Genomic DNA, 21,927 nt, shown 5'->3' with positions numbered 1-21,927 from the left:
GGAGAAGACGCATGAGCGCACCCGTTGTCAGAGCAAAATTCCGTGTGATGAACATCGACGCGGCCCAGAACGCCGACCCGAACAATGTGTTCGTCACCATCCGCATGATTCCTGTCTGGGAGCATGACGGCGTCAACAAGGCTTGGTCGAAGGCCACCCCGAGCGGCGAACTGAAGATTTCGATCACCAACCCGGCCGCGATCGACAAATTCGATCTCGGCAAGGAATATTTCCTCGACTTCACGCCGGCAGAATGATCGACCTTCAGCCAAAAACTGAAGCAGAGCAGACGGTGGACGATTTAGCCATGCTTGTTCGCAAGCTAGTCCGCCGCCTGCCTAAAGACTTGAAATTGCGTGAAGATGCACTGGACTACCTTCGCCGCAAGGGCTTGATGGGTAGTCCGCTCCGCGGTGACTAACATGCCCAACCACGCTCCTCACATAGCAGCAATCATCATTGCGGCGGCTTTCGCGATCGCAACGCCGTTCATGATCCTACGGTGGCTGTAAGCGTTACGCCCGAACGTACTGCCGGAAAAGAGCCCCGGCATCTTCTTTGACTTGCCGGAAGGCCCAATCACTTCCAGCCGGCACTTGGACGACGATCAAACCGTCATCTGTATCCATGTGAGCCACGAGCAAATCACGGATCGTCGCAGCACCCCCCTTTAAATATCCTACCCAGACAGATTCTAGAGGGCGCACGCATCCCCAATCGCGAAGTGTTTTAATAAGCGGCTCGTAGTTCCGAACCTTACGAAGGTCGTAACTGATCAAATAAACAGATGCCATTCCTTGTCTCCTTTGGTTGCGCAGACAGGGAACGACAGTAATGCGTGAGTCGCAATGTCATCTCGCGCTGAACGCGAGTTGTCCACGTTGTCCCACTCATCCACAAGCAGGATGAAAAAAGTGAACTTCCTCCATAACCGACCCTTCACGGTCATGTGCATCCTCGCAGTAGCCATCGTCTTCGGCTGCCATGCTGTTGTAGGCTGTGCTCGGTACCAGCCTCCTGGCCGGGATCTGTGTCGCTCATTTTGATGTCCCAAGGTTTGTTATGTCTCTGAGTGATAAGCAGAAGCGTTTCGTCGCTGAGTACCTAATAGACCTTAACGCCACGCAGGCGGCTATCAGGGCCGGGTACAGCGCCAAGACAGCGACTGTTCAAGCATCCAGGCTGTTAACGAATGTTAAGGTACAGGAAGAGCTCTCAAAGCAGCAGAGCAAGGTTGCTGAGCGGCTAGAAATCACCAAGGACCGCATCGTCGACGAGCTCGCCAAGATCGGCTTCTCCAACATGCTCGACTATATGCGGGCTGGCCCAGACGGTGATCCTTACCTCGATTTCTCCCGGCTGACACGCGATCAGGCTGCGGCCCTTTCCGAGGTGACGGTCGAAGACTTCAAGGATGGCCGCGGCGAGGATGCCCGCGATGTTCGGCGGGTCAAATTCAAGCTGCACGACAAGAAGGGCGCCCTGGTCGACCTCGCCAAGATGCTTGGCTTCGTGATCGAGAAGCATGAGCACAGCGGCAAGGATGGTGGCCCGCTGCAACTCAACATCCTGCAAGAGGACGCCGAACTGTGACGCATGGAGGTAGCTCGCCTTACTGAGAAGCAGCGGCAGGCCAACCGGCTTCTCGGCGGCCCGGCCCGCAACATCATGCTGCGCGGCGGTTCTCGATCCGGCAAAACCTTCGTGCTGTGCCGGGCGATTATCCAGAGAGCGATCAACGCACCTGGATCGCGCCACGTCATTTTCAGGTTCAGGTTCAACCACGCGAAGACGTCGGTTTGGGCCGACACCTTGCCGAAGGTGCTGAAGCTATGCTTCCCAGCGCTAAGCGTTCGCTTCGACAAGACTGATTTTTATATCGAGCTTCCTAACAAGTCGCAGATATGGATAGCGGGCCTTGACGACAAAGAGCGTGTCGAGAAGATCCTCGGACAAGAATATGTGACGCTCTATTTCAACGAGAGCAGCCAGATACCTTGGGCCTCCGTCGAAACCGCGATGTCGCGCCTGGCGCAGAAATGCGAGTTGGCCCCAGCGATCGCCGCGGCTACCGGCAAGCAATATCTCGCGCTGAAAGCGTACTTCGACTGCAATCCACCATCGAAGCTCCATTGGAGCTATCAGATGTTCCGGGCGAAGATGAAGCCCGGGACGAAGGAAGCGCTGGCAAAGCCCGAAGATTATGTCGAGATGCAGGTCAACCCTGCCGACAATTCCGACAATCTTCCGCCAGAGTATTTCGAAGTTCTGGCTTCAATGTCTGCGGCCAAGCGTCTGCGCTTCGAGGCTGGCGAATGGGCAAGCGAAGTAAACGGCGCACTATGGGCGCTGGAAGACCGAAAGTCGGGCGACGGCAAAGTCATGCCGGGCATCGACAGCCTTCGGGTTTCTGTCGCTCCTGAAATGCAGCGCATCGTCGTCGCTGTTGATCCGTCAGGCACGCGAGGCGATGGCAACGCAGACGATATTGGTATTGTGGTCGCCGGCCTTGGGGTGGACGGTCACGCCTACATCCTAGAAGACGGCACCTGCCAGATGTCACCGGAAGGATGGGGACGCCGGGCAGTCGACCTTTACCATAGGCATGAAGCCGATCGTGTCCTTGGTGAACGCAACTTCGGCGGCGACATGGTCCGGTTCACGATCTCGACGGCCGATAGGAACGTTCCGTACAAGGAAGTCGTCGCCAGCCGCGGCAAAGCCGTACGCGCCGAGCCGATCAGCGCGCTCTATGAGCAGGGCAGAGTGCACCACGTCGGTGATTTCCCTGATCTCGAAGACCAGATGTGCAATTTCACGCCGTCGGGCTACCTCGGGGACGGATCACCGGACCGGGCCGATGCGCTTGTCTGGGCGCTCACCGAATTGATGCTGGATATCGGCGCACCCGGCATGTCGCTGTTCGAACTCATGCGGCGACAGGTAGACGAAAAGGCTGCCGTCGCCACGCCAGAGCCGGAGAAGCCGGAATACGCTCCTGGTTCCGTGGAGCATGCGATGGCCGCTCTCGGCGGCTCTCAATAAGGATACGACCGCCGATGCCGCCACTGACGCCCGGTGCAAGCCTGACGCCCCTGTCATTCAGCACCTATGCGACATTCCAGCCGGCGAACGGCCGCTTCTCGCCTGGCATGCCGCTGGATCCGGTGCAGCCTGTCCAGCCGGTACGCCTCGTCGACTTCCCGACCGGCGTCAACCTGAACCAGACGCCGCGCGCCTATGAGCCATTCGGCTTTCCGGCGCTTCGCAGCTTTGCCAACGTCGAGCTCGTCCGTTTGGCGATCGAGACGCGCAAGGACCAGATTGAGCGACACGAATGGCGCGTGAAGAAGATCGGCGCCCGCAAGAGCGACCCGAGCGATCCCGGCATACAGTCTGTGATGAAATTCCTCCGCAAGCCGGATGGGCAGCATCACTTTGCATCCTGGCTGCGCATGGTGATTGAAGACCTTCTCGTGCTGGATGCGCCTTCGATCGAGAAGCGGCGTAGCCGTGGCGGCCAATTGATCGGCCTTGATGTTGTCGATGGCGCTACGGTGAAGGTTCTTGTCGACGAAACCGGCCGGCGTCCGCTGTTCCCGGAGCCAGCTTATCAGCAGGTAATCAAGGGGACCGTCTGGACCAACCTGACGACCCGAGATCTGATTTATGAACCGCGCAACCGACGTTCGAACCATCTCTATGGCTTCGGCCCGGTCGAGCAGATCATCGTCACCATCAATACGCTGTTGCGTCGCCAGACCGCGCAGCTCGCGCATTTCTCCGCGGGTAATGTCCCAGCAGGCCTTCTTACCACACCTGACAACTGGTCCCCGGAGCAGATCAAGCAGTGGCAGGACTGGATGGACTCTCGCCTCTCTGGAAACGAGATCGAGAAGGCCAAGCTTCTTTGGACCCCGAAAGGGACGGACTACAAGGCCTTCAAGGAAGCGCCGATCAAGGACGAGTTCGACGAGTGGCTCGCCCGTATCGTAGCTTTCGCCTTCAGCCTGCCGCCGACGCCGTTCGTCAAGCAGATGAACCGATCGACAGCCGATTCCGACCAGGACCGTTCCATGATGGAGGGCCTGTCACCGTTGCTGACATGGTCCAAGCGGATGATGGACGACATCATCCAGGAGGACCTTGGCCATCCCGATCTGGAATTTGCATGGGAAGCCCCGGGTGACATCGACCCGAAGACCCAGAGCGAGATCGACGACATCGACCTCAAAAATGGTAGCCGGACGCTGGATGAGGTCCGAGACGGGAAGGGGCTTGATCCTTATCAAGATCCTCTAGCCAGCCAGCCGCTGGTCTACACGGCCAATGGTTTCGTCCCGCTTTCCGCCTACCAGGACATGAGAGACGACAAAGCCGCGAGCGCCAAAGCAGCAGCTGACGCGCTGAAGGCATCGAATGCCGAGAATGACGGCGACCAGAACGAGCCGAACCCACAGGACGAAGGGAACGACGAATGACCTGCCGAATGATGCCCCCGGGCAGTGGCCTGAAAAATACCATCATGGTCAATGGTCGCACCTACACCTGCGCCTTGGGCTCTATGATCGATGTCCCGGATGCTGACGCCTATGTGATGACGGCCAATGGCTGGGTCGACACGACACGGCTTTCCGGGCCGACTGCGAACCGCCCGGCAACTCCGAATGTCAATGCGAAATTCCACGACACGACCCTCAATGTCCTGATCGTCTGGGACGGCGTCAACTGGCGCTCGATCGCCACCGGCGGCGTGGTTTAAGAAGGAAGATCACCATGAAGCTTTTCGCCGCCTTCTCCAAGGTCGAGGACAACGCCGACGGCACGCTCTCGATCGAGGGTATTGCGTCCACCGAGTCTGTCGACAGCGACGGCGAAGTGGTCAAGTCCGCCGCGATCGAGGCTGCCATCCCCGATTTCATGCGCTACGGCTCTGGCGCGATGCGCGAGATGCATCAGCCGATGGCAGCCGGCACGGTGGACAAGGCGGAGGTGGTCGAAGGCAAGACCTTGATCTCCGGCACCGTCGTCGATCCTGTCGCCATCACCAAGGTAAAGACTGGCGTCTACAAGGGATTTTCCATCGGCGGCAAGGTCACGAACCGCGACGACCTGAATAAGAAGCATGTCACCGGGGTGCGACTTGTCGAAATCTCCCTGGTTGACCGGCCGGCCAATCCTGATGCGGTTATCAGCATGTGGAAGGCCGAGACCATCGATGAAGTGGATGAAACCGTCGAAAAGACGGAGGGCGAGATTGAAACGCCCGTGGCCGCCCCGAACAAGGGGGACGACTTCGTGCAGGTCTGGCGCTCCGAGCGCGATCAATCGATCCACCTGAAGAAAGCCGATCTGGTTGCGCACCACAAAGCGCTCGATGATGCCGCTGCACTCGCCGCCATCACCGGCGATGCCATGGGCAAGCTGGGCGAGATCGAGGCAATCACCAAGCGGGACGTCTCGACTGCAGAGCGCAAGGAAGATGCCAAGACCGGCCACGCGCTCCCCGATGGCTCGTTCCCGATCGATACCGTCGCTGATCTCGAAAACGCTGTGAAGGCGTACGGTCGGGCCAAGAACAAGGTGCAGGCGAAGCGGCACATCATCAAGCGTGCCCGCGCACTCGGCGCGACCGAGAAGCTTCCTGACGGCTGGTTGAAGAAGTCCGAAAACGCCGACGACATTTCGAAGGCTCTCTCGCTCGAATCCATCGCCAATATGCTGCAGCTTCTTGCCTGCATCGACCGGGCCGAGGATTCGTACGAGTACGATTATATGTGGTCCGAGGCCATCAACCCGCCGGCGGAACTGAAGACGCGCTTTGGCGCGCTCCTGGTCGAGTTCGGCGACATCATTCGTCAGTCTCTCGACCTCGTTCTCAACTCCATGAGCGAGGAAGAGGCAGAGGAAGCACTCCAGCGCGGCGATATCGCGATCGACATTGCCAAGGCCGGCGCTCGTCATTCCAAGTCTGATATGGCCGACCTGCAGGCTGCCCACGACGCCCTCGTCAAGCTTGGTGCCGACTGTGGCATCGAGAAGCACGAAGGCGAAGGCGATCTCAACAAGGCCGATCATCCGGAAGACCTCGCCAAGGCGCTCGAAGACAATGTTTTGCTTCGCAAGGCGCAGGAACTGGTCAACGCGAAGTTGGATGAAATCCTGCCCATCGTGAAGGGCCTGAAGGACGACAACGAGACGCTGACCAAGCGTATCAAGGAACTCGAAGACCAGCCACTGCCGGCCAAGACCGCCGGCGCCATGGCGATCTCGAAGGAAACCGACACGATCGGCCGAAATGCCGAACCGGTCATTACGAAGGCAGAAGCACAGAAGATGTTGGATGCGCTTTCCCCGGAGGACCGAGCCGTAGCGCTCATCAAGGTCGCTCGCGAGAATCCCATCAATATCAGCCGCTAACGCCTGAATTCAAACAATCCGGTTCAACTCTATTTGCGCCTTTGCGGGCGTGAAAGGACATATCCATGCCTACCGAAACTGAAACGGTCGAAGACCTGATCAAGACCGCGCGGACCACGCCCTCCGAAGACATCGCCCGCCGCATCATGACCGAAGCCGGTGCTGGCGCATCTGCCGACATGATGGGCCAGGTCCTGAAGGGTCTTGGCGTCGCCGACGACATCATCCAGAAGACGATCTCCACCTCCACCGGTCTGGTCGCCTTCGACCTCCAGGCACCGGCGAAGAACCTCTATCCGGTCGCAACCCCGATCCGTAACCGTCTGCCGCGTGTCGGCGGCGGCACTGGCACGGCTACCAACTGGCGCCAGGTCAATGCCATCATCGGCTCTGGCTTCGACGCCATGGGCTGGGTGCCGGAAGGTCAGCGCTCGGGCCAGATGAGCTATTCGACCTCGAGCAAGGCTGCATCTTACGCCACGCTCGGTGAAGAAGACGCGATCACCTACGAAGCAATTCACGCGGCCCGCGGCTTCGAAGATGCTCAGGCTCGCATGACCATGCGCCTCCTGCAGAAGACCTTCCTCAAGGAAGAGTTCGCCGTCATGGGCGGCAACAACTCCTTGCAGCTCGGTACACCGGTGGCAGCCGTCCTTTCGGCTGGCGGCTCTGGGGCAACGCTCCCGGCACTGACATACTCGGTCATCGTCGTCGCTCTGACCCTCGAAGGCTATGCCAACTCGGTCAAACTGGCCGGATCGCTGTCGATCCCAACCACGAAGACCATCACCGGTGCTGACGGCAAGACGTTCACCCTGAACGGCGGTTCTTCGAACAAGTCAGCATCTGCAACGCAGGTAATCACCCTCGGCCAGGTTCTGTCGGCATCCGTCACGCCGATTTCCGGTGCCGTCGGGTATGCATGGTTTGTCGGCGCTGTCGGCTCCGAAACGCTTCAGGCAATCACGACCGTCAACAGTGCGACCTTCTCCGCTCCGCTCACTGGCGGCGCACAGGCGGCAACGACTGTCACGGCCGATTCCTCGACAAACTCCACGGCGTTCGACGGCCTTCTGACTGCTGGTTTCAAGCCCGCCAACGGCGCGCAGGTTATCACTCTTCCCACCGGCACCGCCGGCGTGGGCACCGTCCTTACCGCATCCGGCAAGGGCTCCGTCGTGGAAATCGACAATCTGCTCCTGAGCATGTGGAACGCCTATCAGGTCAGCCCTTCGGTCATCTACGTCAACGCGCAGGAACTGAAGAACATCACCACGAAGGTTCTCCAGGGCAGCTCTGCTCCGCTCCTGCAGTACTTCGCTGATCCGAAGCAGGGCGAGTATCGTCTGGCGGCCGGTGGCACGATCGAGTTCTACTTCAACCCGTTCATGCTGGACGGCGGCATGAAGATCCCGATCAAAATCCATCCGAACCTGCCGCCGGGCACGATCCTCGCATGGGCCGAAAACCTGCCGGTGCAGTACCAGTCGAACGAAGTTCCGAACGTCGCAGAAATCAAGACGCGCCAGGATTTCTATCAGATCGATTGGCCGATCGTCACCCGTCAGCGCCAGGTCGGTGTTTATGTGGAAGAGGTCCTGGCTTTGTACGCCCCCTTTGCAATTGGTATTATTACGAATATTGCCAATGGATAACAATGACTTAAGTGTCATTGTGTGATATTGTTTGCCCCGTGGAAACATGGGGCAAACGTATGCAAATGAAGGTCTGCAACAGGTGCTCGGTTGAGAAGCATCTAGGCGAATTTCACACTAGAAGAGAGACCGGCAGACCGAGAGCGGAATGCAAGGAATGCTACCGGAAAGCGGTGACCGATCGTCGCGACCCCATTGCTAACAGAGCTCGGGTAAAAGCATGGCAGGCGGCCAATCCTGAGAAGCGAAAGGCCTTATACAAGAAGATTTACGAAGGGATGAGAACTGACATCTCCAGATGGGCAGCCTCAAATCTTCGAACATCCCGAGCGTACTGCAGGAAGCGTGGCATCCCTTGTGAAATAACCGGGGCGGACGTCGCAAGCCTGTTCGATCAGCAGCAAGGGAAATGCGCGTTAACCGGTAGGCCGATGGTCTTTGGATCGAAGGGCCAGCAGCGCGACAGCCTGTCAATAGATCGGATTGATGCAGAACAAGGGTACATAATCGGCAATGTCCGGCTAGTGACATATCAAGCCAACATGGCCCGAGGAATGTTCTCTGATGACGAGCTCGTGAGCTTTTGCCGAGCCGTTCTTGAAACGAAAGGACAACGATCATGAAGAAGCTAAAGGCCCCGTCCGGTTCTGAAGGTGCTAACATTGGTACGCGCCTGTTCGTGCCCGATAGCGAAGGCAATGTCATGGTGCCGGATGATGCCGTTCCCGGCCTCGTCGGCGTCGGCGGCTTCCAGATCATGCCGATCCCTGACGGTTATGTCGTCATGCGCTCCCTTATCGGAGCTCAGTCGGTCACGACCCACGGAGAGACCTATGAGACTGATGGCGATAACATGATTGCTGTCCCGCGCGATCTGGCGGACGATCTCCTGTCGCACAATTTCGAGTACATCGGCATCAAGGAAACGGAAGCCGAGCCCGTCGCTGAACAGCAGACGGATGAGGAGCATGTCAAAGACGGCGTGAAGGACGACGAAGTCCCGATGGTGCCGCTCGGCACGAAGCCGCCAGAAGCTGCGGAGCAGGTAGAAGCCTCCGAAGAGGTGAAGACTGAAGAACAGCCGGCTGAAACAGCCGAGACCGCAAAGAGCGCCGAGTAACTGCCGATGGCCGCAGGTCAGAATGATCTCGTCACACTCGCGCAGGCTTATGCGTGGCTTGGGATCCCCCCCAATAGTGACGACGCCAACCTGCAGCTTGCCATCAGCGCCTATTCTCAGGCGATTGCCTCATGGTGCAGCCGGAATTTTGTCATGGCCACGTACAACGAGGTCTCCGACGGACACGGTGGCGGACGGCTGATGACGAAGAACTGGCCGATCACGGCTGTTTCGTCGCTTTCCGTCAACGGGCAGCCGGTCAACGCAGCGACCGGGGTTCCTGGTATCGGATATGCCTTCAGCGATCGGTCTGTCGTCCTGGGAGGCTGTGAGCAGTTCTGGCGTGGCCTTCAGAATATCCTCATCACCTACACCGCCGGCTTCGACCCGATCCCGGCTGATCTTCAGATGGCGTGCCTCGATTGGCTCAAGGCCGGATATCTGACGAAGGGCGATGTCGGCGTCGTCACATCCCGCCGCGCCGGCGACACGGAAGAGAAATATGCGAGCCCATTTGTTCAATCCGGTGGAAGCGTCGTTCCTATGCCTGCAACGGTCTATGCCATCCTGAGCCAGTACAAAAACACATTGCCGGTCTGAGCCATGAGCTTTCTCTATCCGAGGACAATCTCGGTCACCCGGCCGCAGGGCCAGACAGGCGTCGGCAACGTCGGGTATTCCGCGGTAGAGAAGGGGACTGAGGCTCCTGTTATCTCCGGCATCCCGGCAAGCGTTCAGGCCAAGACGACGATGGCACGCGTTCCGAACGGGTCCCTGCCAGCGCAGCCGCCAGGCCCGATCGTATGGCGCGTCTATATCCCGAACGGGAAAGTTCCAGACGGCATGATCCAGGACCGCGACATCATCACCGATGACCTCGGGCGCCGGTTTCAGGTCGAGGCGGATTATGTGAACAGCATGGGCTGGAATATCCCCTGCATTCGCCTTGAGGCTCGTTGATGGCTGACATTGTTGACGTCGAGAAGGCGATAGCCCAGATCGTGGCGAATTGCCTCTATCCAAACGGGACATCGCAACCATCGGTCATTGGCAACGACTGCAAGGTCATGCGAGGCTGGCCAGTGCCAGCGCAATTGGATTCCGACCTTGCTGCTGGAATTCTCACGGTCTCGGTTTTCCCTATGGCCGGCGTCGAGCGCAATACGACCCGACTGACGACCGACCCGCAAGTGCTCAATATCCCGGCGCCAACGATCACGGCGACGATATCGGGGCAGACGATCACCTTTGCCGGCACGATCCCGACTGCGCAGAACGTCGGCGTCACGCTCGGCGACTGGCTGCCGGCGAACCAGACATATGTCTATCCGGCGACGCCAGCGGACACCATGACGACGATTGCGGCAGGCCTCGCCGCACTTCTAGTAGCGGCCGGCGTCGCTGCGACATCGAGCGGGCCGGTCCTGACACTTCCGGCAACCATCATCGCATCTGCCATCGTCGGCGTCTTCGGCACCATGTGGCAGGAGTTCAAACGCCAGGAACGTGGCGTGATGGTCACGCTCTGGTGCCCGACCCATCAAATGAGAGACATCGCCGCGCCACTGATTGATCTCGCCCTGGTCCAGAACGAGCATCTGTTGCTCGGAGACGGCTCCGGCGCTCGCATGGTCTACCAGCGCACGATGATCTCGGACGAGCGGCAGACCGTCGAAATCTACCGTCGCGACCTGGTCTACATGGTCGAATACGGCACGAATGTCATCACGCAAGTACCGCAGATCATCTCGACGAAAGCCATCGTCACCACCTGAGGACATCCACATGAAAGCGCTGATCGTCACAGCGCCCTTCGGCAAATATGCCAAGGGCGAGCAGATCACTGATGCCGCCGAGATCGAAACCGTTCTCGAAGTGAACCCGAACGAGGTTGTCACGGTTAACCTTCCGGACGAGCCGCAGAAGCCGGGCAAAGACGCCGGTTCTCCGGCCAATACCTGATCCACCACCAGCAACACGAAGGGGCAGCTAGATGCCGATCTTCCCGCAAGGGGCGCTGAACACGACGGCGCTCACGGTCCCGGACGTCTATGTCCAGATCATTCCGCCGCAGTTCCTGATCAATGGCGTTCCGTCCAATATCGAGGGCCTTGTCGGTACCGCGACATGGGGACCGGTCAATCAGCCGAAGATCGCAGGGAACCCAACGGAATGGGCCTCGATCTTCGGCCCCTATCAGAACCGCTTGTTCGACATGGGCACGCATGCGGTGATCGGGTTCCAGCAGGGCGCGACGGCCATCATGGGCGTCCGTATCACGGATGGCACAGACTCCGCCGCCTTGATCCTCGTGCAGACGAGTTGCATCACCTTCACCTCGAAATACACCGGGTCGTTCGGCAACCAGATCCAGGTATCCGTTGGCCCCGGATCGGCAGCCAGCACCTTCCAGGTCAAGATTGCCGCGCCGGGCCTCGCGCCGGAAATCTTCGACAACATCGCCGGCTCGGCGAATGCGCTCTGGGTTGCCATGGCGAATGCCATCAACAACGGCAACGCCGCGCGCGGTCCTTCCCGGATCATCGTCGCGACGGCGGGCGCCGGTACGACCGCCCCCGCCACTGCAAGCTATACCTTGGCCGGCGGTACCGATGGCACCACGACCATCAACGCGACAGCCATGCTCGGCGTAGATACCAACCCGCGAAAGGGCATGTATGCGCTGCGCGGGCAGGGCGTCTCAGTCGCCACCCTCTGCGACCTGACCGACAGCACGAGTTGGGCAACGCAGATCACCTTCGGCCTGTCGGAAGGCATTTACATGGTCTCGGCCATGGCCTCTGGCAGCTACGACCCGCAGACCGCCGCGACCGCAAAGGCCACCGCTGGCATCGACAGCTATGCCATGAAGCTCATGCTGGGCGATTGGGTATACTGGAACGATACGTTGAATGGCGTGCCTCAGCGCCTCGTCTCGCCGGCTGCGTTCGTTGCTGGCGAACTGGCTGCGCTGTCGCCCGAGCAGTCGACGCTGAACAAGCAGCTCAACAGCATCGTCGGAACGCAGAAATCCTACACCGGGGTCCCCTATACCTCAGCGGATATCCAGATCCTCGCGGCGGCAGGCATCGATGTCATTTCGAACCCGGTACCGGGCGGAAACTACTTCGGTTGCCGTCTCGGCCACAACACATCGTCCAACGCCGTCATCCATGGCGACAACTACACTCGACTGACGAACTACATCGCGACGACGCTCAACCAGGCCATGGGCATCTATGTCGGCAAGCTCAATTCGCCGACGACCCAGCGGCAGGCGAAGATCACGCTCGATAGCTTCCTTCAGAACCTGACGGAACAGGGACTGATCGGGTCGAGCGACGGCAGCCTTCCTTATTCGGTCGAGATCGACGCCGCCAACAATCCGCAATCGCGGGTCGCTCTCGGCTACCTGCAGGCGAACGTGCAGGTCAAGTACTTCTCGATCGTCGAATTCTTCCTCATCAACCTCGAAGCGGGCCAGTCGGTGCAGGTCAACAGCACCCAGGTCAGTTTTGCCATCTAAGGAGCCCTGACCCATGCCCGTGAATACCGGTTTCGGCGCCATGTCGATCGGGAAGGACGCGACGCTTGATATCGTCCTTCCCGACAACACCATCCTGCCGTTGGCGATCCTGACGAGCTTCAGCGCCAAGCAAAACACCAAGGAACTCGACAGCAAGGGGCTGGACGGCATCAACCGTCTGGCCTCGATCCCTGATACATGGTCGGGCGATCTGTCTGTGGACCGCGCCTCGTCCGAGCTCGATGATTATTTCGCCGCGGTTGAGGCCGGGTATTTCGCCAATGGCACGCTCAACGCGCTGCGCATCACCGAGACCATCACGGAAACGGATGGCACGATCAGTCAGTATCGCTTCGACGGCGTGGCGCTGGCTTATGCCGACGCCGGAACCTTCACTGGCGATTCATACGTCAAGCAGAAGCTCAACTGGAAGGCCTCGCGCCGGATTAAGGTTCAATAATGGCTACCGTGACTGTGAAAAAGGGCGCTACGCCCTCTGAAGAGATCGTCGATGATGCCAACCGCGTCGTCTTTGAGACAGATAAGCGTGGTCGAAGGATCGGCTTCCGCAAAATGAGCATGTCCATGCGGCGCCGGCTGTTCAAGATCCTTTCGGCGGAGGCAGGTTCGAAGGTGCAGTATGTCGGGCTTGCTGCCGTCGCAGTATGCGTGACACAAATCAACGATGATCCCATAAGCTTCCCGCAGACTGAAAGCGAAATCGATTTCCTCATTGACCGTCTTGATGACGATGGTTTCGAGGCGGTCGGCGCCGGCATGAAGAAGCACTTCAAGATCGGCGAGACATCTGGGAAGGTTGCGGACGAAGCAAAAAACTAGCCGACGACCCAGATTTCAGGAGCTCAATGTTCCTGGTGAAGAACGGCGTCCCCTATGATGTCGCCTTCAGTCTCGGGTCGGCTGAAAAACTGGCTCACTGCGTTGCCCTCGGCGAGGACGCCTACAATCGCTTCGACTGGAACAGCATGAGTTGGGTGGAGAAGAAATAATGGATTTCACCCTCGACAGCATGGCGGCGTTCCTGACCGAGATGGCGGTCCATATGCCGATGGCAGAGCACAACGCGCTCGCGGCTGCCGCACAGGTCGTCGAGACCGAAGCAAAAGCCGAGATCGGCCACTATCAGGGTGCGGCTGGTCCGTTCGCCGCTTGGGCGCCGCTCAAACCGGAAACCATCGCGCAGAAAGCCAACGGCGATACCCCGCTTCTGGAAACCGGCGAGATGCGTGACAGTATCGGAACCGTGATCCAGGAGCATGAGGCGTATGTCGGCTCCGACGACGACAAGGCCGTTTGGCAGGAACTCGGAACCTCTCGCGGTATTCCTCCTCGCTCATTCCTCGGCGGCGCGGCGGCGCGCAAGTCGGGTGAGGTGAGGGATATCATCGGCCGCGAGATGCATGCTGCGCTGGTGAAGGCCGAGGCGCCTCAGTTCGCCAATGGCGCGAGGCAGGTGATCGACATTCCGTAACGTGATAATGATGGGTATGCGCGCTGCTCTTACCTTCCTGATTCTATCCGCCATCCCAGCTTTCGCCGACCAGGCAGACGTCACGGTCTGCTTCACGCCGGCGCAGCAATGCGAGCCGAAGATCGTTGAGGCGATCGATGGCGCCCACGACACGATAAAGGTTCAGGCTTACGGTTTCACATCGCAGCCGATCATCCATGCCCTTCAGCGGGCCGCGCAGCGCGGCGTCGAAGTGCTGGCGATCCTGGATAAGACGAACGAGAAGCGATATTCCGGCGCCACACTGCTCGAAGCCTACGGCATCCCGGTTTGGATCGACTACGAGCCGGCCATCGCCCATAACAAGGTCATCATAGTCGACGGCCACCTGACAATCGGCGGATCATTCAATTACTCTGCAAATGCCGAGAAGCGGAACGCTGAGAATGTGACGTTTACGGAATCGAAGCCGATCGCCGCGAGGTTCATCGAAAACTGGAAATCGCGGCTGACCGCGTCGCGAGAATTTGAGCCGCCAGCCAGTCAGTAGTTTTAGCGCTTATTCCTCTTTAGGGTCGCTGCCGAGATCCAGTGCTCGGGGGGGATCCTTCAAAGCGGGGGCACCGGTTGATCGGCGACGCAGCCAATCTACAGCGATCTTGTCGAGGAGCGCGACATCTCTGCGGGGGTCGTCTTGAACGCCCAGTAGAAAGGTCTTGTTGGTTACTTCCTCTACCAAGCGCTTTGCGACCTTGACGTCTAGGTGTGAGGGGTCATCGAGGTTGAGAGCAAGTTGAGGTGTACCCAGAGCTTCACTTTTCGCGTCTGCGTGTGATGGATCTGTAACGCTGCGCATTCGCTGTAGCCCAGCGACGACATCCTTTAGCTTCCTTTCGAGAGAGGCTATTTCATCCGCGATGGACAGGTCATCATGGAAAAAAGGGACGTCTCCAGAGGGGACGTGTTCTGTGTGGCCCGGCATTAGAGCCCTCTTTTTCATCGCCAAGCGGGCTTCTTCGACCATGCGCAATTCGTCGGGTGTAGCCTCTCGTAACGGTAACAACCCTGACTGAATTCGAGACATGTCAGCATCCCAGATCGCGAGTTCAAGGAGAGACGTTATTTCACCGTTGACCGATCTCTCGTTGAAATCTGCGTGCGCTGCGATCCGAATATAGAGTTCGGACGGAATGCGGATCGTGTACCGTGTGTAATCGTCTTGTTTAGCCATGCTCTCCTTTAACACCAAAATAGTGAAAAAACCAAGAACGCGTCTTGCGCACTAATTTGGTGAATGGTAAGTTCGTTCACCAAAATGGTGAAAGGAGCGATATGAGGATTATCCAATACAAATTAAACCTACCCTTGGAACTGGATCTTTGGGTGACGAGTGAGGCTAAGCGGATGCTCCGTTCAAAAAGCGCTCAAATCGTTTCCATCCTCTCCGAAAGGATGGCGGCAGCGACAGGGGAAGAGATTGGCGTCAAAGCCCCTGCCGCTGCTTCAATCAACAACGTCGCTTTGGCGAGCGGCGCGTCTATCACCAACGGTTAAGGAACAACCGAGATGAATGAATTGATCAATACCACGGTCGGCCAGCCGGCGACAATGTCCAGCATCGAAATTGCCGATCTCTGCGGCAAGCGCCACGACCACGTTATGCGCGACATTCGCGTCATGCTGGAAGCGCTTGATGAGGGTCTCCCCAAGTTTGGGGGCACCTATTCGGATAGCCAAGGGAAGCAGCAGAAGTGCTTTCATTTGCCGCGCGATCTGACGATGACGCTGATAACCGGCTACAGCATCCCGCTGCGCAAGAAGGTGATCGATCGTCTTGATGAACTTGAACGTCGCCAACCGGTGACGATCGACCTCAACGATCCGGCCAATCTTCGCGCGCTCCTGCTCGACAATGTGAACAAGGTCATTGACCTGCAGCATCAGCTCGAAGAAATGCAGCCGGCCGTTGCCGCCCTGGAACAGATTGCCGAAGCGCATGGCAGCTTCAATCGTACAGAGGCCGCAAAGCACCTCGGCATCCCGCCGCACACTCTGATGCGATGGATGACGACGAACGGCTGGACCTATCGCCGGCCCGGGTCGAAGGAAGACATCGCGTATCAGTCCAAGATTGTGGCCGGATATCTCGAACATAAGGTCAACACCGGCCCGCGACCGGATGGGACGGAATGGGTTTCGACGCAGGTTCGCGTGACGCCGAAAGGCCTTACGGTTCTCGCTAAGGCATTTCCGCGATCGGCGAGTGCTGCGTGATGAGGGCTCCTAAACTCACAGCAGCGAACGATGTCGCCGCCCAGGTCCGAAACCAGTTTGTGAACCCGGATGAAGATATCCAGGCCCAGCTTCACGAACTTGCTCAAAAGTTCGGGAATGCGGCCAGACTGATCGATCCCACCATCACCAAGGCGTGGTGTTTCCGGGACGGCGACGGGCTCGATCGTGTCTCTGGCGTTTTCTTCGAACGCGGAGACGGTCAGAGGGTAGCGTGATGCCATTGGACTAGGGGATAACAATTCCCTAGTCTTTTTGATAGGAAACCGTCACAACAACTGCTGATCCAGGCAAGATAGCAATATTCTGCATTGTTCCGCGATATGGATCTGTCGCTGAATTCCCAGAGGATTTTGCCTCGGATATTTCGTCCTGAAGGAATGAAGTAGCGTCTTCCAGCGAGATATCATTTGAGCCGATAAGGCTGCTGACGACCGAGTAGCTCGCTAGCGCCAGAGGCGTATGTTCGACTGACATAGGTACTGAAAAGTGGTCGACCGAAGCGCCCTTTGCCGTTGATACGGCGAGAAATTTGAACGAATGGTTGCCGCTGCTTGCTTTCACATCACAGACATATGCGGCACCGGTTTCGCAATTCGGTATATTGAAGGAAACATGATACCCGAGGCTACGTGCTTGAGCATTCAGGGCATTTTCCAAGTTGCGATTTTTGGAAGGCGATAAGGAATAGGGCGATTGGTCGGCGCGAGCTGGCGGACAGAGCCATAGTCCGACCGCCAAACCTACGAGACAAGCAGCGGTGAAAAAGGCGCCCCAGAGAGTGAACATAAGCGCTGTGACATTGGCCTTGTAAAGCCATGAACCGCGACCCCGCATCTGCTGCCGGTACCAACGCCAAGCTGTCTTCGGTTTTGGCTGAACGTGGTCAACGACCCGCTCAAATCGAGGCCGGATGCTCGGCCTTGCAAAAGTCTCCTCCTGCCATCCACGGCGAGGAGGGAAATCCCATTCTTGGCTCATTCGAGCGCTCCGTTGAAAAGTGGAGCGAATATGAGTCCTTTTCTCGCAAAAGTCGAGGTGGCCCTTGGACGTTTGGAAGATTGGTGTTGCGATCAGCCTGACGAACGGCATGTCGCCCGTTCTCGCGATCATCGCCAAGGATCTGTTGGGCATCAAGGCGGGTGTCGGAGAGGTTGAAGCCGCTTTCAATCGCTGGAACCTCGCAATTGCAGGCGCGGGCGCGGCACTCGCCGGTTCGGCAATCCTCGCCGGTATGGCAAAGCTGGTCGATCATGGTAACGAGCTCGTCCACGTCCAGCAGCAGCTTGCAGCGGCCGGCGTCGATCAGGTCGGGGTTGCCAAGGCCACGGCTGACGCGTGGCAGGTAGCGTCGCAATATGGCCTGAAGGTCTCCGATGTCCTTTCGGATATCAAAGAAGCCAGAATGGTTTTCGGCTCGACCGAGCATGCGATGGACTTCATCGGCCCGCTCGAGCAGATGCGCGTCGTGCTGAATGCAGTGACCGAAGGCTCCGGCAACAGTGCGGCTGATGCGGTCTACGAAATGGCGCGGGCCGGTGAACTGAAAGGCCTTCAGGGGCCAGACCAGTTCATGTCGTACTTCGACCAGATGACGAAGGCGATCACGGCTTCCGGCGGCAAGGTTGACCCTCGCTCGTTCCTTCAGGCCACTCAATATGGCCGCCTGGCATCGAAGGGATGGGACGAGGACTTCTATACGAAGTACCTGCCGTCACTTATTCAGGAAATGGGACCGTCGCAGACCGGTACCGCGCTGATGTCACTGTTCGGTACGGCAGTGCAGGGGAAGGTCACCAAGCGGTCACTCGGGCAGATGATAGACCTCGGTCTCATCGAGGATCCAAGCAAGATCATCTATGACGGCAAGGGCGACCCTGTCGGCTTTAATCCCGGTGCTGTCAAAGGCACCGACCTGATGACCAAAGACCCGTATCGCTGGGCGCAGGAGATTTTCCGGCCGCTCGTCGAGCAGAAGCTCGGGCATGCGGTCGCGCCGGGGGACGAAAGCGCTATCTCGTTGCTCGGCGGCATGTTCGGCAACCGGACGTCGGCGCAGGCCATTGCAACGCTGCTTCTCGAAAGCACCCGCATCAACAAAGATGCCGGCATTATCGGGACGGCTCAAGGGCTTGGCGCATCGGGTGCAATGCTTGCGAACGATCCAAACACGGCGGCTGCGAACTTCCACAATTCGTTCGACAACCTGCTGACGGCTCTCGGGTCGCCGCTGGTGCCGATCGCGGTGCAGGCGATGAATTCGATTGCTGATGTCGTGAAGTCCCTCACCAGCTTTGCCTCGGGCCATCCTGAGACGATCAAGATCATCGGGGAGGCGTTGATCGGGCTTGGTGTCGGTCTGGCAGCCCTCGGCGTTGCTGCGGTCGGTGTTGCGGCGGCTGCACTCGTGCCCGGTGGCGCAATTGCTATTGCAGTTGTCGGCATAGGTTCGATCATCGCGACAATTGCCGCATTCCATTGGCAGGCGGTCGTTGACGTGTTCAACGGCATCTATCAGGCCATCGTGAACTTCGTGAACCAAATCCGGAACCTGCCATCGATGATCATGGGCGGTCCCGGTGTTGGTGCGCCAGGCTCTGCAAATGCTCCCGGCACCCCTCAGTTCAGCTTTCCGACACCCGGTGTTCATCCGGGCAAGGACGAGATGGGCGCGACCCCGGCGAGCTGGGTTCCTCCGGCAGGCGCCGGCAGGCAGACAGTGATCCACACGGCACTGAATGTTGATGGTCGCCGTCTGGCCCAGGCCGTCAGCACGCACATGGCGCGGAATTCGTTCTGGTCGGGTTCGTCGTCGTCCTTCGACGGGCAGGCTATGCCGGCTCCGACCGACGTCTCTTATATCTGAGGTCCAGATGGCGAGCTTGATCCTCGGCAACATCACGTTTCAGGGGTTTGAAATCCCTGAGGCGATCAACTTCGGCGGTCGGCAGGAGACGAAGGTCCACAAGCTGCTCGGCGGCCAGCGTGTCGTTGACACCATGGGGCCAGACCCCGATCCGGTGCGTTGGTCAGGGCAGTTTCGCGGTCCGGATGCCATGGAACGCGCACAGTCTCTGGACGCTCTCCGGGCGTCCGGCGCGCAGATACCGCTCTACTATCTGAGCACGTTCGTCACGGTCGTTATTTCCGAGTTTCAGGCGAATCCGAACAGGCCATATGAAATCCCGTATCGGATCACGTGCACTGTCGTCGACGACAACGTCAACGGTCCGCTCGGTGTCATTGTCAACGGAATTGACGCGATCGTTTCATCTGCCCTCAGCGTCGCGGCATCATTCTCGGCTGGCGGGACGGATGATGCGGCGTTGCAGACGGCCTCCGCCGTGGCTTCGGTCAGCACGGCGGTCGGCAATGTGGGATCGCTCGCGGACGCACCGGCGACGGCCTTGCAGGGTATCTCGACCGCTGTCTATGCGTCCTCGACGACGCTCGGCAATCTGTCGACCAGTCTCGATGCGACACTCGGGGTAGGGGTCGGAACCGACGCTGGCGTGGATCCGGATCAAATGGCGGCGTTCGTCACCGGTCAGGTCCAGAATTGCGCCGATGAGGTGATGACGCTGTCCTCGAAGGACTACATCGATCTTGTCGGCAAGAATGTCGCGTTGGCGGCGGGGTAAGCCATGGCCGATCAATCCTCTATACCGACCGTCGCCACCAATCGCGTCGTCACTGTCGCCGGCGGCGATCTCTTCACGCTGGCGGCCAAATATTTGGGCGACGCCACGAAATGGTATCAGATCGCGCAAGCGAACGGCTTGACCGATCCGATGATCGTCGGGCTGCAAACGCTGGTTATCCCGCAGTCCACGACAGCCTCGAACGGCGGGATATTGGGAGCATGACATGCCGGTGAGGGAACCGCGGGCGTTCATCATCGTGAACGGAACCTCGCTGAACTGCGAAACCTGTGACGTGAACCTGTCCAAGACCCACAAGTCGGACACGTTCCATTGCGAAATCCCCTTCGGGGCTCTTCCTCCCGAGATGGATGAGAACTGGTGGTCTGTGCAGGGTGATATCAGCGTACAGGTTCAGTTTCAGATCGATGCCATCAGCGGCCCGGTCCAGATGTTCGATGGGAAAGTCGATCAGGTCGGCCACGATTTCTATAACCGTATCCTTACGGTGCAGGGCAGGGACAAGGCGGCCGCGCTGATCGACAGCAAGTCAACCGAGAAGTTCAACAACGAGCCACCGGATCAGGTGGTCAAGACGATCGCCGGGCGCCATTCGATCCAGGTTGATGCTGACGCGGTATCGGCAAAGGCCGGCAAGACGTTCCAGATCGACTATGCGAAGCTCACGCACCGCCTGTCGGAATGGACCGTCATCACCAAGCTTGCGGATCATTTCGGCATGACCGCCTACATGACGGGCGGCATCCTCTACTTCAAGCCGATGGACGAGGAACTCCCGGTTCTCGATGTCACCTATGTGCCGCCGACAGACGCGACCTATGCCCAAGGCAATTTCATGAGCCTGAAGACGTCGAGAAACGTGATCCTCGGACGCCCGGTCCATGTGAAGGTCCAGAGTTGGAACCACAAGGAAGGAAAGGCGTACGAGACCGAGAAGACGGAGCCAGGTGCCGGCGATCCGCTGCAATACACCTATATCGAACCGGGATTGACCGGCGATCAGGTGGAAAAGCTCGCCGAAAAGCGCCTGTCCGAGAACACGAGCCACGAACTGAACTTCAGCCTCGAGATGCCCGGCGATCCGACCGTCACACCGCGCTTCCTGATGCAGTTGAGCGGGACGGGAACCGCTTACGATCAACAGCACGACATTCAAACGGTGGAGCACCGGATGGCCCAGGGCGACGGCTACCGGATGACTATCTCAGCCAAGTCGAAATCGAAGAAACGGGGCAAGTCGTGACCGGAGATATTGAAGACGTGGTCCGCCGCATCGTGGATCAGGTTTTGAGCCGGCGCCCGCGTGAACGAGTTGCGACCGTCTCCTCGTACGATCCGAACCGTCACGCGGTCAAAGCCCAGCTTCAGCCCGAGGGCGTAGAAACTGGATGGATACCGATCAGCACGGCGCATGTCGGGGAGAATTTCGGTATCGCGATCGGCCCCCAAATCGGGGACCAGATCGTCGTCGGCTTCCACGAGGGTGATATCGATAGCCCGTACATGATCGGGCGTCTCCATTCCGATCAGGAGCGGCCGCCAATTGCACAGGCGGGTGAGATCGTCATCCAGACGAAAGAGGGCTTCATTTTCAAAGTGACATCCTCGTCAGCCTCGATTGTAACGGGTGGCCTTCCGCTCACCATCGATGCAGGCGGTGGCGAGATCCACCTGACGTCTTCGAAGCTCACCCACAACGGACTGAACGTCGGCTCGACCCATACCCACGGCGGCATCACACCCGGCGGCGCGGACACTGACGTCCCGAATCCATAAAGGCT

28 protein-coding genes are annotated in these 21,927 nt (G+C 58.7%); 25 read left to right on the top strand and 3 right to left on the bottom strand.

Annotated features, from left to right (window positions below; translation table 11 throughout):
* Positions 1–11 precede the first annotated feature (11 nt).
* Positions 12–257 (top strand): hypothetical protein, encoded by a 246-nt coding sequence (locus tag DTW90_RS34120; protein ID WP_149344299.1) that lies wholly within the window; start codon positions 12–14, stop codon positions 255–257.
* Positions 254–421 (top strand): hypothetical protein, encoded by a 168-nt coding sequence (locus DTW90_RS37435; protein ID WP_188080156.1) that lies wholly within the window; start codon positions 254–256, stop codon positions 419–421. Before DTW90_RS34120 ends, DTW90_RS37435 begins: the two co-directional genes overlap by 4 nt.
* A 94-nt stretch (positions 422–515) precedes the next feature.
* Here the strand turns inward: DTW90_RS37435 and DTW90_RS34115 are convergent, their stop codons facing one another.
* Positions 516–794, bottom strand: a complete 279-nt coding sequence (locus DTW90_RS34115) for a hypothetical protein (RefSeq protein WP_149344297.1) — start codon at positions 792–794, stop codon at positions 516–518.
* Positions 795–1,062: 268 nt separating this feature from the next.
* Between DTW90_RS34115 and DTW90_RS34110 the strand changes: the two genes are divergently transcribed.
* The 17 genes from DTW90_RS34110 (at position 1,063) to DTW90_RS34040 (ending at position 14,742) form a co-directional block, all read left to right on the top strand.
* On the top strand, positions 1,063–1,593 hold the full coding sequence (locus tag DTW90_RS34110) for a terminase small subunit (protein ID WP_149344295.1): 531 nt from the start codon (positions 1,063–1,065) through the stop codon (positions 1,591–1,593).
* A 3-nt stretch (positions 1,594–1,596) separates the two neighbouring features.
* Positions 1,597–3,045 carry a phage terminase large subunit gene (locus DTW90_RS34105; RefSeq protein ID WP_246665159.1) on the top strand — a complete coding sequence of 483 codons (1,449 nt, stop codon included), beginning with the start codon at positions 1,597–1,599 and terminating at the stop codon, positions 3,043–3,045.
* Between the two features lie 14 nt (positions 3,046–3,059).
* Entirely contained in the window at positions 3,060–4,481 is a 1,422-nt protein-coding gene (locus DTW90_RS34100; protein ID WP_149344293.1) for a phage portal protein, read from the top strand.
* Positions 4,478–4,762, top strand: a complete 285-nt coding sequence (locus tag DTW90_RS34095) for a hypothetical protein (protein WP_149344291.1) — start codon at positions 4,478–4,480, stop codon at positions 4,760–4,762. Before DTW90_RS34100 ends, DTW90_RS34095 begins: the two co-directional genes overlap by 4 nt.
* Before the next feature lie 14 nt (positions 4,763–4,776).
* Entirely contained in the window at positions 4,777–6,420 is a 1,644-nt protein-coding gene (locus tag DTW90_RS34090; protein WP_149344289.1) for an HK97 family phage prohead protease, read from the top strand.
* Positions 6,421–6,485: 65 nt separating this feature from the next.
* Positions 6,486–8,075, top strand: coding sequence for a hypothetical protein (locus DTW90_RS34085; protein WP_149344287.1), 1,590 nt, complete (start codon positions 6,486–6,488; stop codon positions 8,073–8,075).
* Between the two features lie 619 nt (positions 8,076–8,694).
* Positions 8,695–9,195 carry a hypothetical protein gene (locus tag DTW90_RS34080; RefSeq protein ID WP_149344286.1) on the top strand — a complete coding sequence of 167 codons (501 nt, stop codon included), beginning with the start codon at positions 8,695–8,697 and terminating at the stop codon, positions 9,193–9,195.
* Positions 9,196–9,201: 6 nt separating this feature from the next.
* On the top strand, positions 9,202–9,795 hold the full coding sequence (locus DTW90_RS34075) for a phage head-tail connector protein (RefSeq protein ID WP_149344284.1): 594 nt from the start codon (positions 9,202–9,204) through the stop codon (positions 9,793–9,795).
* A gap of 3 nt (positions 9,796–9,798) precedes the next feature.
* On the top strand, positions 9,799–10,155 hold the full coding sequence (locus tag DTW90_RS34070; RefSeq protein ID WP_149344282.1) for a hypothetical protein: 357 nt from the start codon (positions 9,799–9,801) through the stop codon (positions 10,153–10,155).
* Positions 10,155–10,970 carry a hypothetical protein gene (locus DTW90_RS34065; protein WP_149344281.1) on the top strand — a complete coding sequence of 272 codons (816 nt, stop codon included), beginning with the start codon at positions 10,155–10,157 and terminating at the stop codon, positions 10,968–10,970. Before DTW90_RS34070 ends, DTW90_RS34065 begins: the two co-directional genes overlap by 1 nt.
* A gap of 10 nt (positions 10,971–10,980) precedes the next feature.
* Complete coding sequence (locus tag DTW90_RS37430; RefSeq protein ID WP_188080155.1) at positions 10,981–11,157, top strand: hypothetical protein; 177 nt, start codon at positions 10,981–10,983, stop codon at positions 11,155–11,157.
* 31 nt (positions 11,158–11,188) lie between these two features.
* Positions 11,189–12,721: a phage tail protein gene (locus tag DTW90_RS34060; RefSeq protein WP_149344279.1), complete on the top strand. Its 1,533-nt coding sequence runs from the start codon at positions 11,189–11,191 to the stop codon at positions 12,719–12,721.
* Positions 12,722–12,734: 13 nt separating this feature from the next.
* A complete protein-coding gene (locus tag DTW90_RS34055) occupies positions 12,735–13,181 on the top strand; it encodes a hypothetical protein (protein ID WP_149344277.1) in 447 nt (148 codons plus the stop codon).
* Positions 13,181–13,561, top strand: coding sequence for a hypothetical protein (locus DTW90_RS34050; protein ID WP_149344275.1), 381 nt, complete (start codon positions 13,181–13,183; stop codon positions 13,559–13,561). The genes DTW90_RS34055 and DTW90_RS34050 overlap by 1 nt, the downstream gene beginning before the upstream one ends.
* Before the next feature lie 26 nt (positions 13,562–13,587).
* Positions 13,588–13,731 (top strand): hypothetical protein, encoded by a 144-nt coding sequence (locus DTW90_RS37425; protein WP_188080154.1) that lies wholly within the window; start codon positions 13,588–13,590, stop codon positions 13,729–13,731.
* Positions 13,731–14,213 carry a hypothetical protein gene (locus DTW90_RS34045; protein WP_149344274.1) on the top strand — a complete coding sequence of 161 codons (483 nt, stop codon included), beginning with the start codon at positions 13,731–13,733 and terminating at the stop codon, positions 14,211–14,213. Before DTW90_RS37425 ends, DTW90_RS34045 begins: the two co-directional genes overlap by 1 nt.
* 16 nt (positions 14,214–14,229) lie before the next feature.
* Entirely contained in the window at positions 14,230–14,742 is a 513-nt protein-coding gene (locus tag DTW90_RS34040) for a phospholipase D family protein (RefSeq protein ID WP_188080153.1), read from the top strand.
* Between the two features lie 9 nt (positions 14,743–14,751).
* Here DTW90_RS34040 and DTW90_RS34035 read toward each other — a convergent pair whose 3' ends face one another.
* Positions 14,752–15,423, bottom strand: a complete 672-nt coding sequence (locus DTW90_RS34035) for a hypothetical protein (RefSeq protein WP_149344270.1) — start codon at positions 15,421–15,423, stop codon at positions 14,752–14,754.
* 335 nt (positions 15,424–15,758) lie between these two features.
* Between DTW90_RS34035 and DTW90_RS34030 the strand changes: the two genes are divergently transcribed.
* A complete protein-coding gene (locus DTW90_RS34030; protein ID WP_149344268.1) occupies positions 15,759–16,466 on the top strand; it encodes a phage regulatory protein/antirepressor Ant in 708 nt (235 codons plus the stop codon).
* Between the two features lie 264 nt (positions 16,467–16,730).
* Here the strand turns inward: DTW90_RS34030 and DTW90_RS34025 are convergent, their stop codons facing one another.
* Complete coding sequence (locus DTW90_RS34025) at positions 16,731–17,465, bottom strand: hypothetical protein (RefSeq protein ID WP_149344266.1); 735 nt, start codon at positions 17,463–17,465, stop codon at positions 16,731–16,733.
* A 64-nt stretch (positions 17,466–17,529) separates the two neighbouring features.
* On the opposite strand from DTW90_RS34025, the gene DTW90_RS34020 reads away from it, so the two are divergent.
* The 5 genes from DTW90_RS34020 to DTW90_RS34000 are packed head-to-tail and all read left to right on the top strand — an operon-like array spanning position 17,530 to position 21,922.
* Entirely contained in the window at positions 17,530–19,350 is a 1,821-nt protein-coding gene (locus DTW90_RS34020; protein WP_149344265.1) for a hypothetical protein, read from the top strand.
* A 7-nt stretch (positions 19,351–19,357) separates the two neighbouring features.
* A complete protein-coding gene (locus tag DTW90_RS34015) occupies positions 19,358–20,125 on the top strand; it encodes a hypothetical protein (RefSeq protein WP_149344263.1) in 768 nt (255 codons plus the stop codon).
* 3 nt (positions 20,126–20,128) lie between these two features.
* Complete coding sequence (locus tag DTW90_RS34010) at positions 20,129–20,350, top strand: LysM peptidoglycan-binding domain-containing protein (RefSeq protein ID WP_149344261.1); 222 nt, start codon at positions 20,129–20,131, stop codon at positions 20,348–20,350.
* A gap of 1 nt (position 20,351) precedes the next feature.
* Positions 20,352–21,389, top strand: coding sequence for a hypothetical protein (locus tag DTW90_RS34005; protein ID WP_149344259.1), 1,038 nt, complete (start codon positions 20,352–20,354; stop codon positions 21,387–21,389).
* Positions 21,386–21,922, top strand: a complete 537-nt coding sequence (locus tag DTW90_RS34000; protein WP_149344257.1) for a phage baseplate assembly protein V — start codon at positions 21,386–21,388, stop codon at positions 21,920–21,922. Before DTW90_RS34005 ends, DTW90_RS34000 begins: the two co-directional genes overlap by 4 nt.
* The last annotated feature ends 5 nt before the right edge of the window (positions 21,923–21,927 follow it).

The organism is Neorhizobium sp. P12A, from assembly GCF_008365395.1.
Lineage (GTDB): Bacteria > Pseudomonadota > Alphaproteobacteria > Rhizobiales > Rhizobiaceae > Rhizobium.
This window is presented reverse-complemented; position numbering and strand designations above follow the sequence as displayed.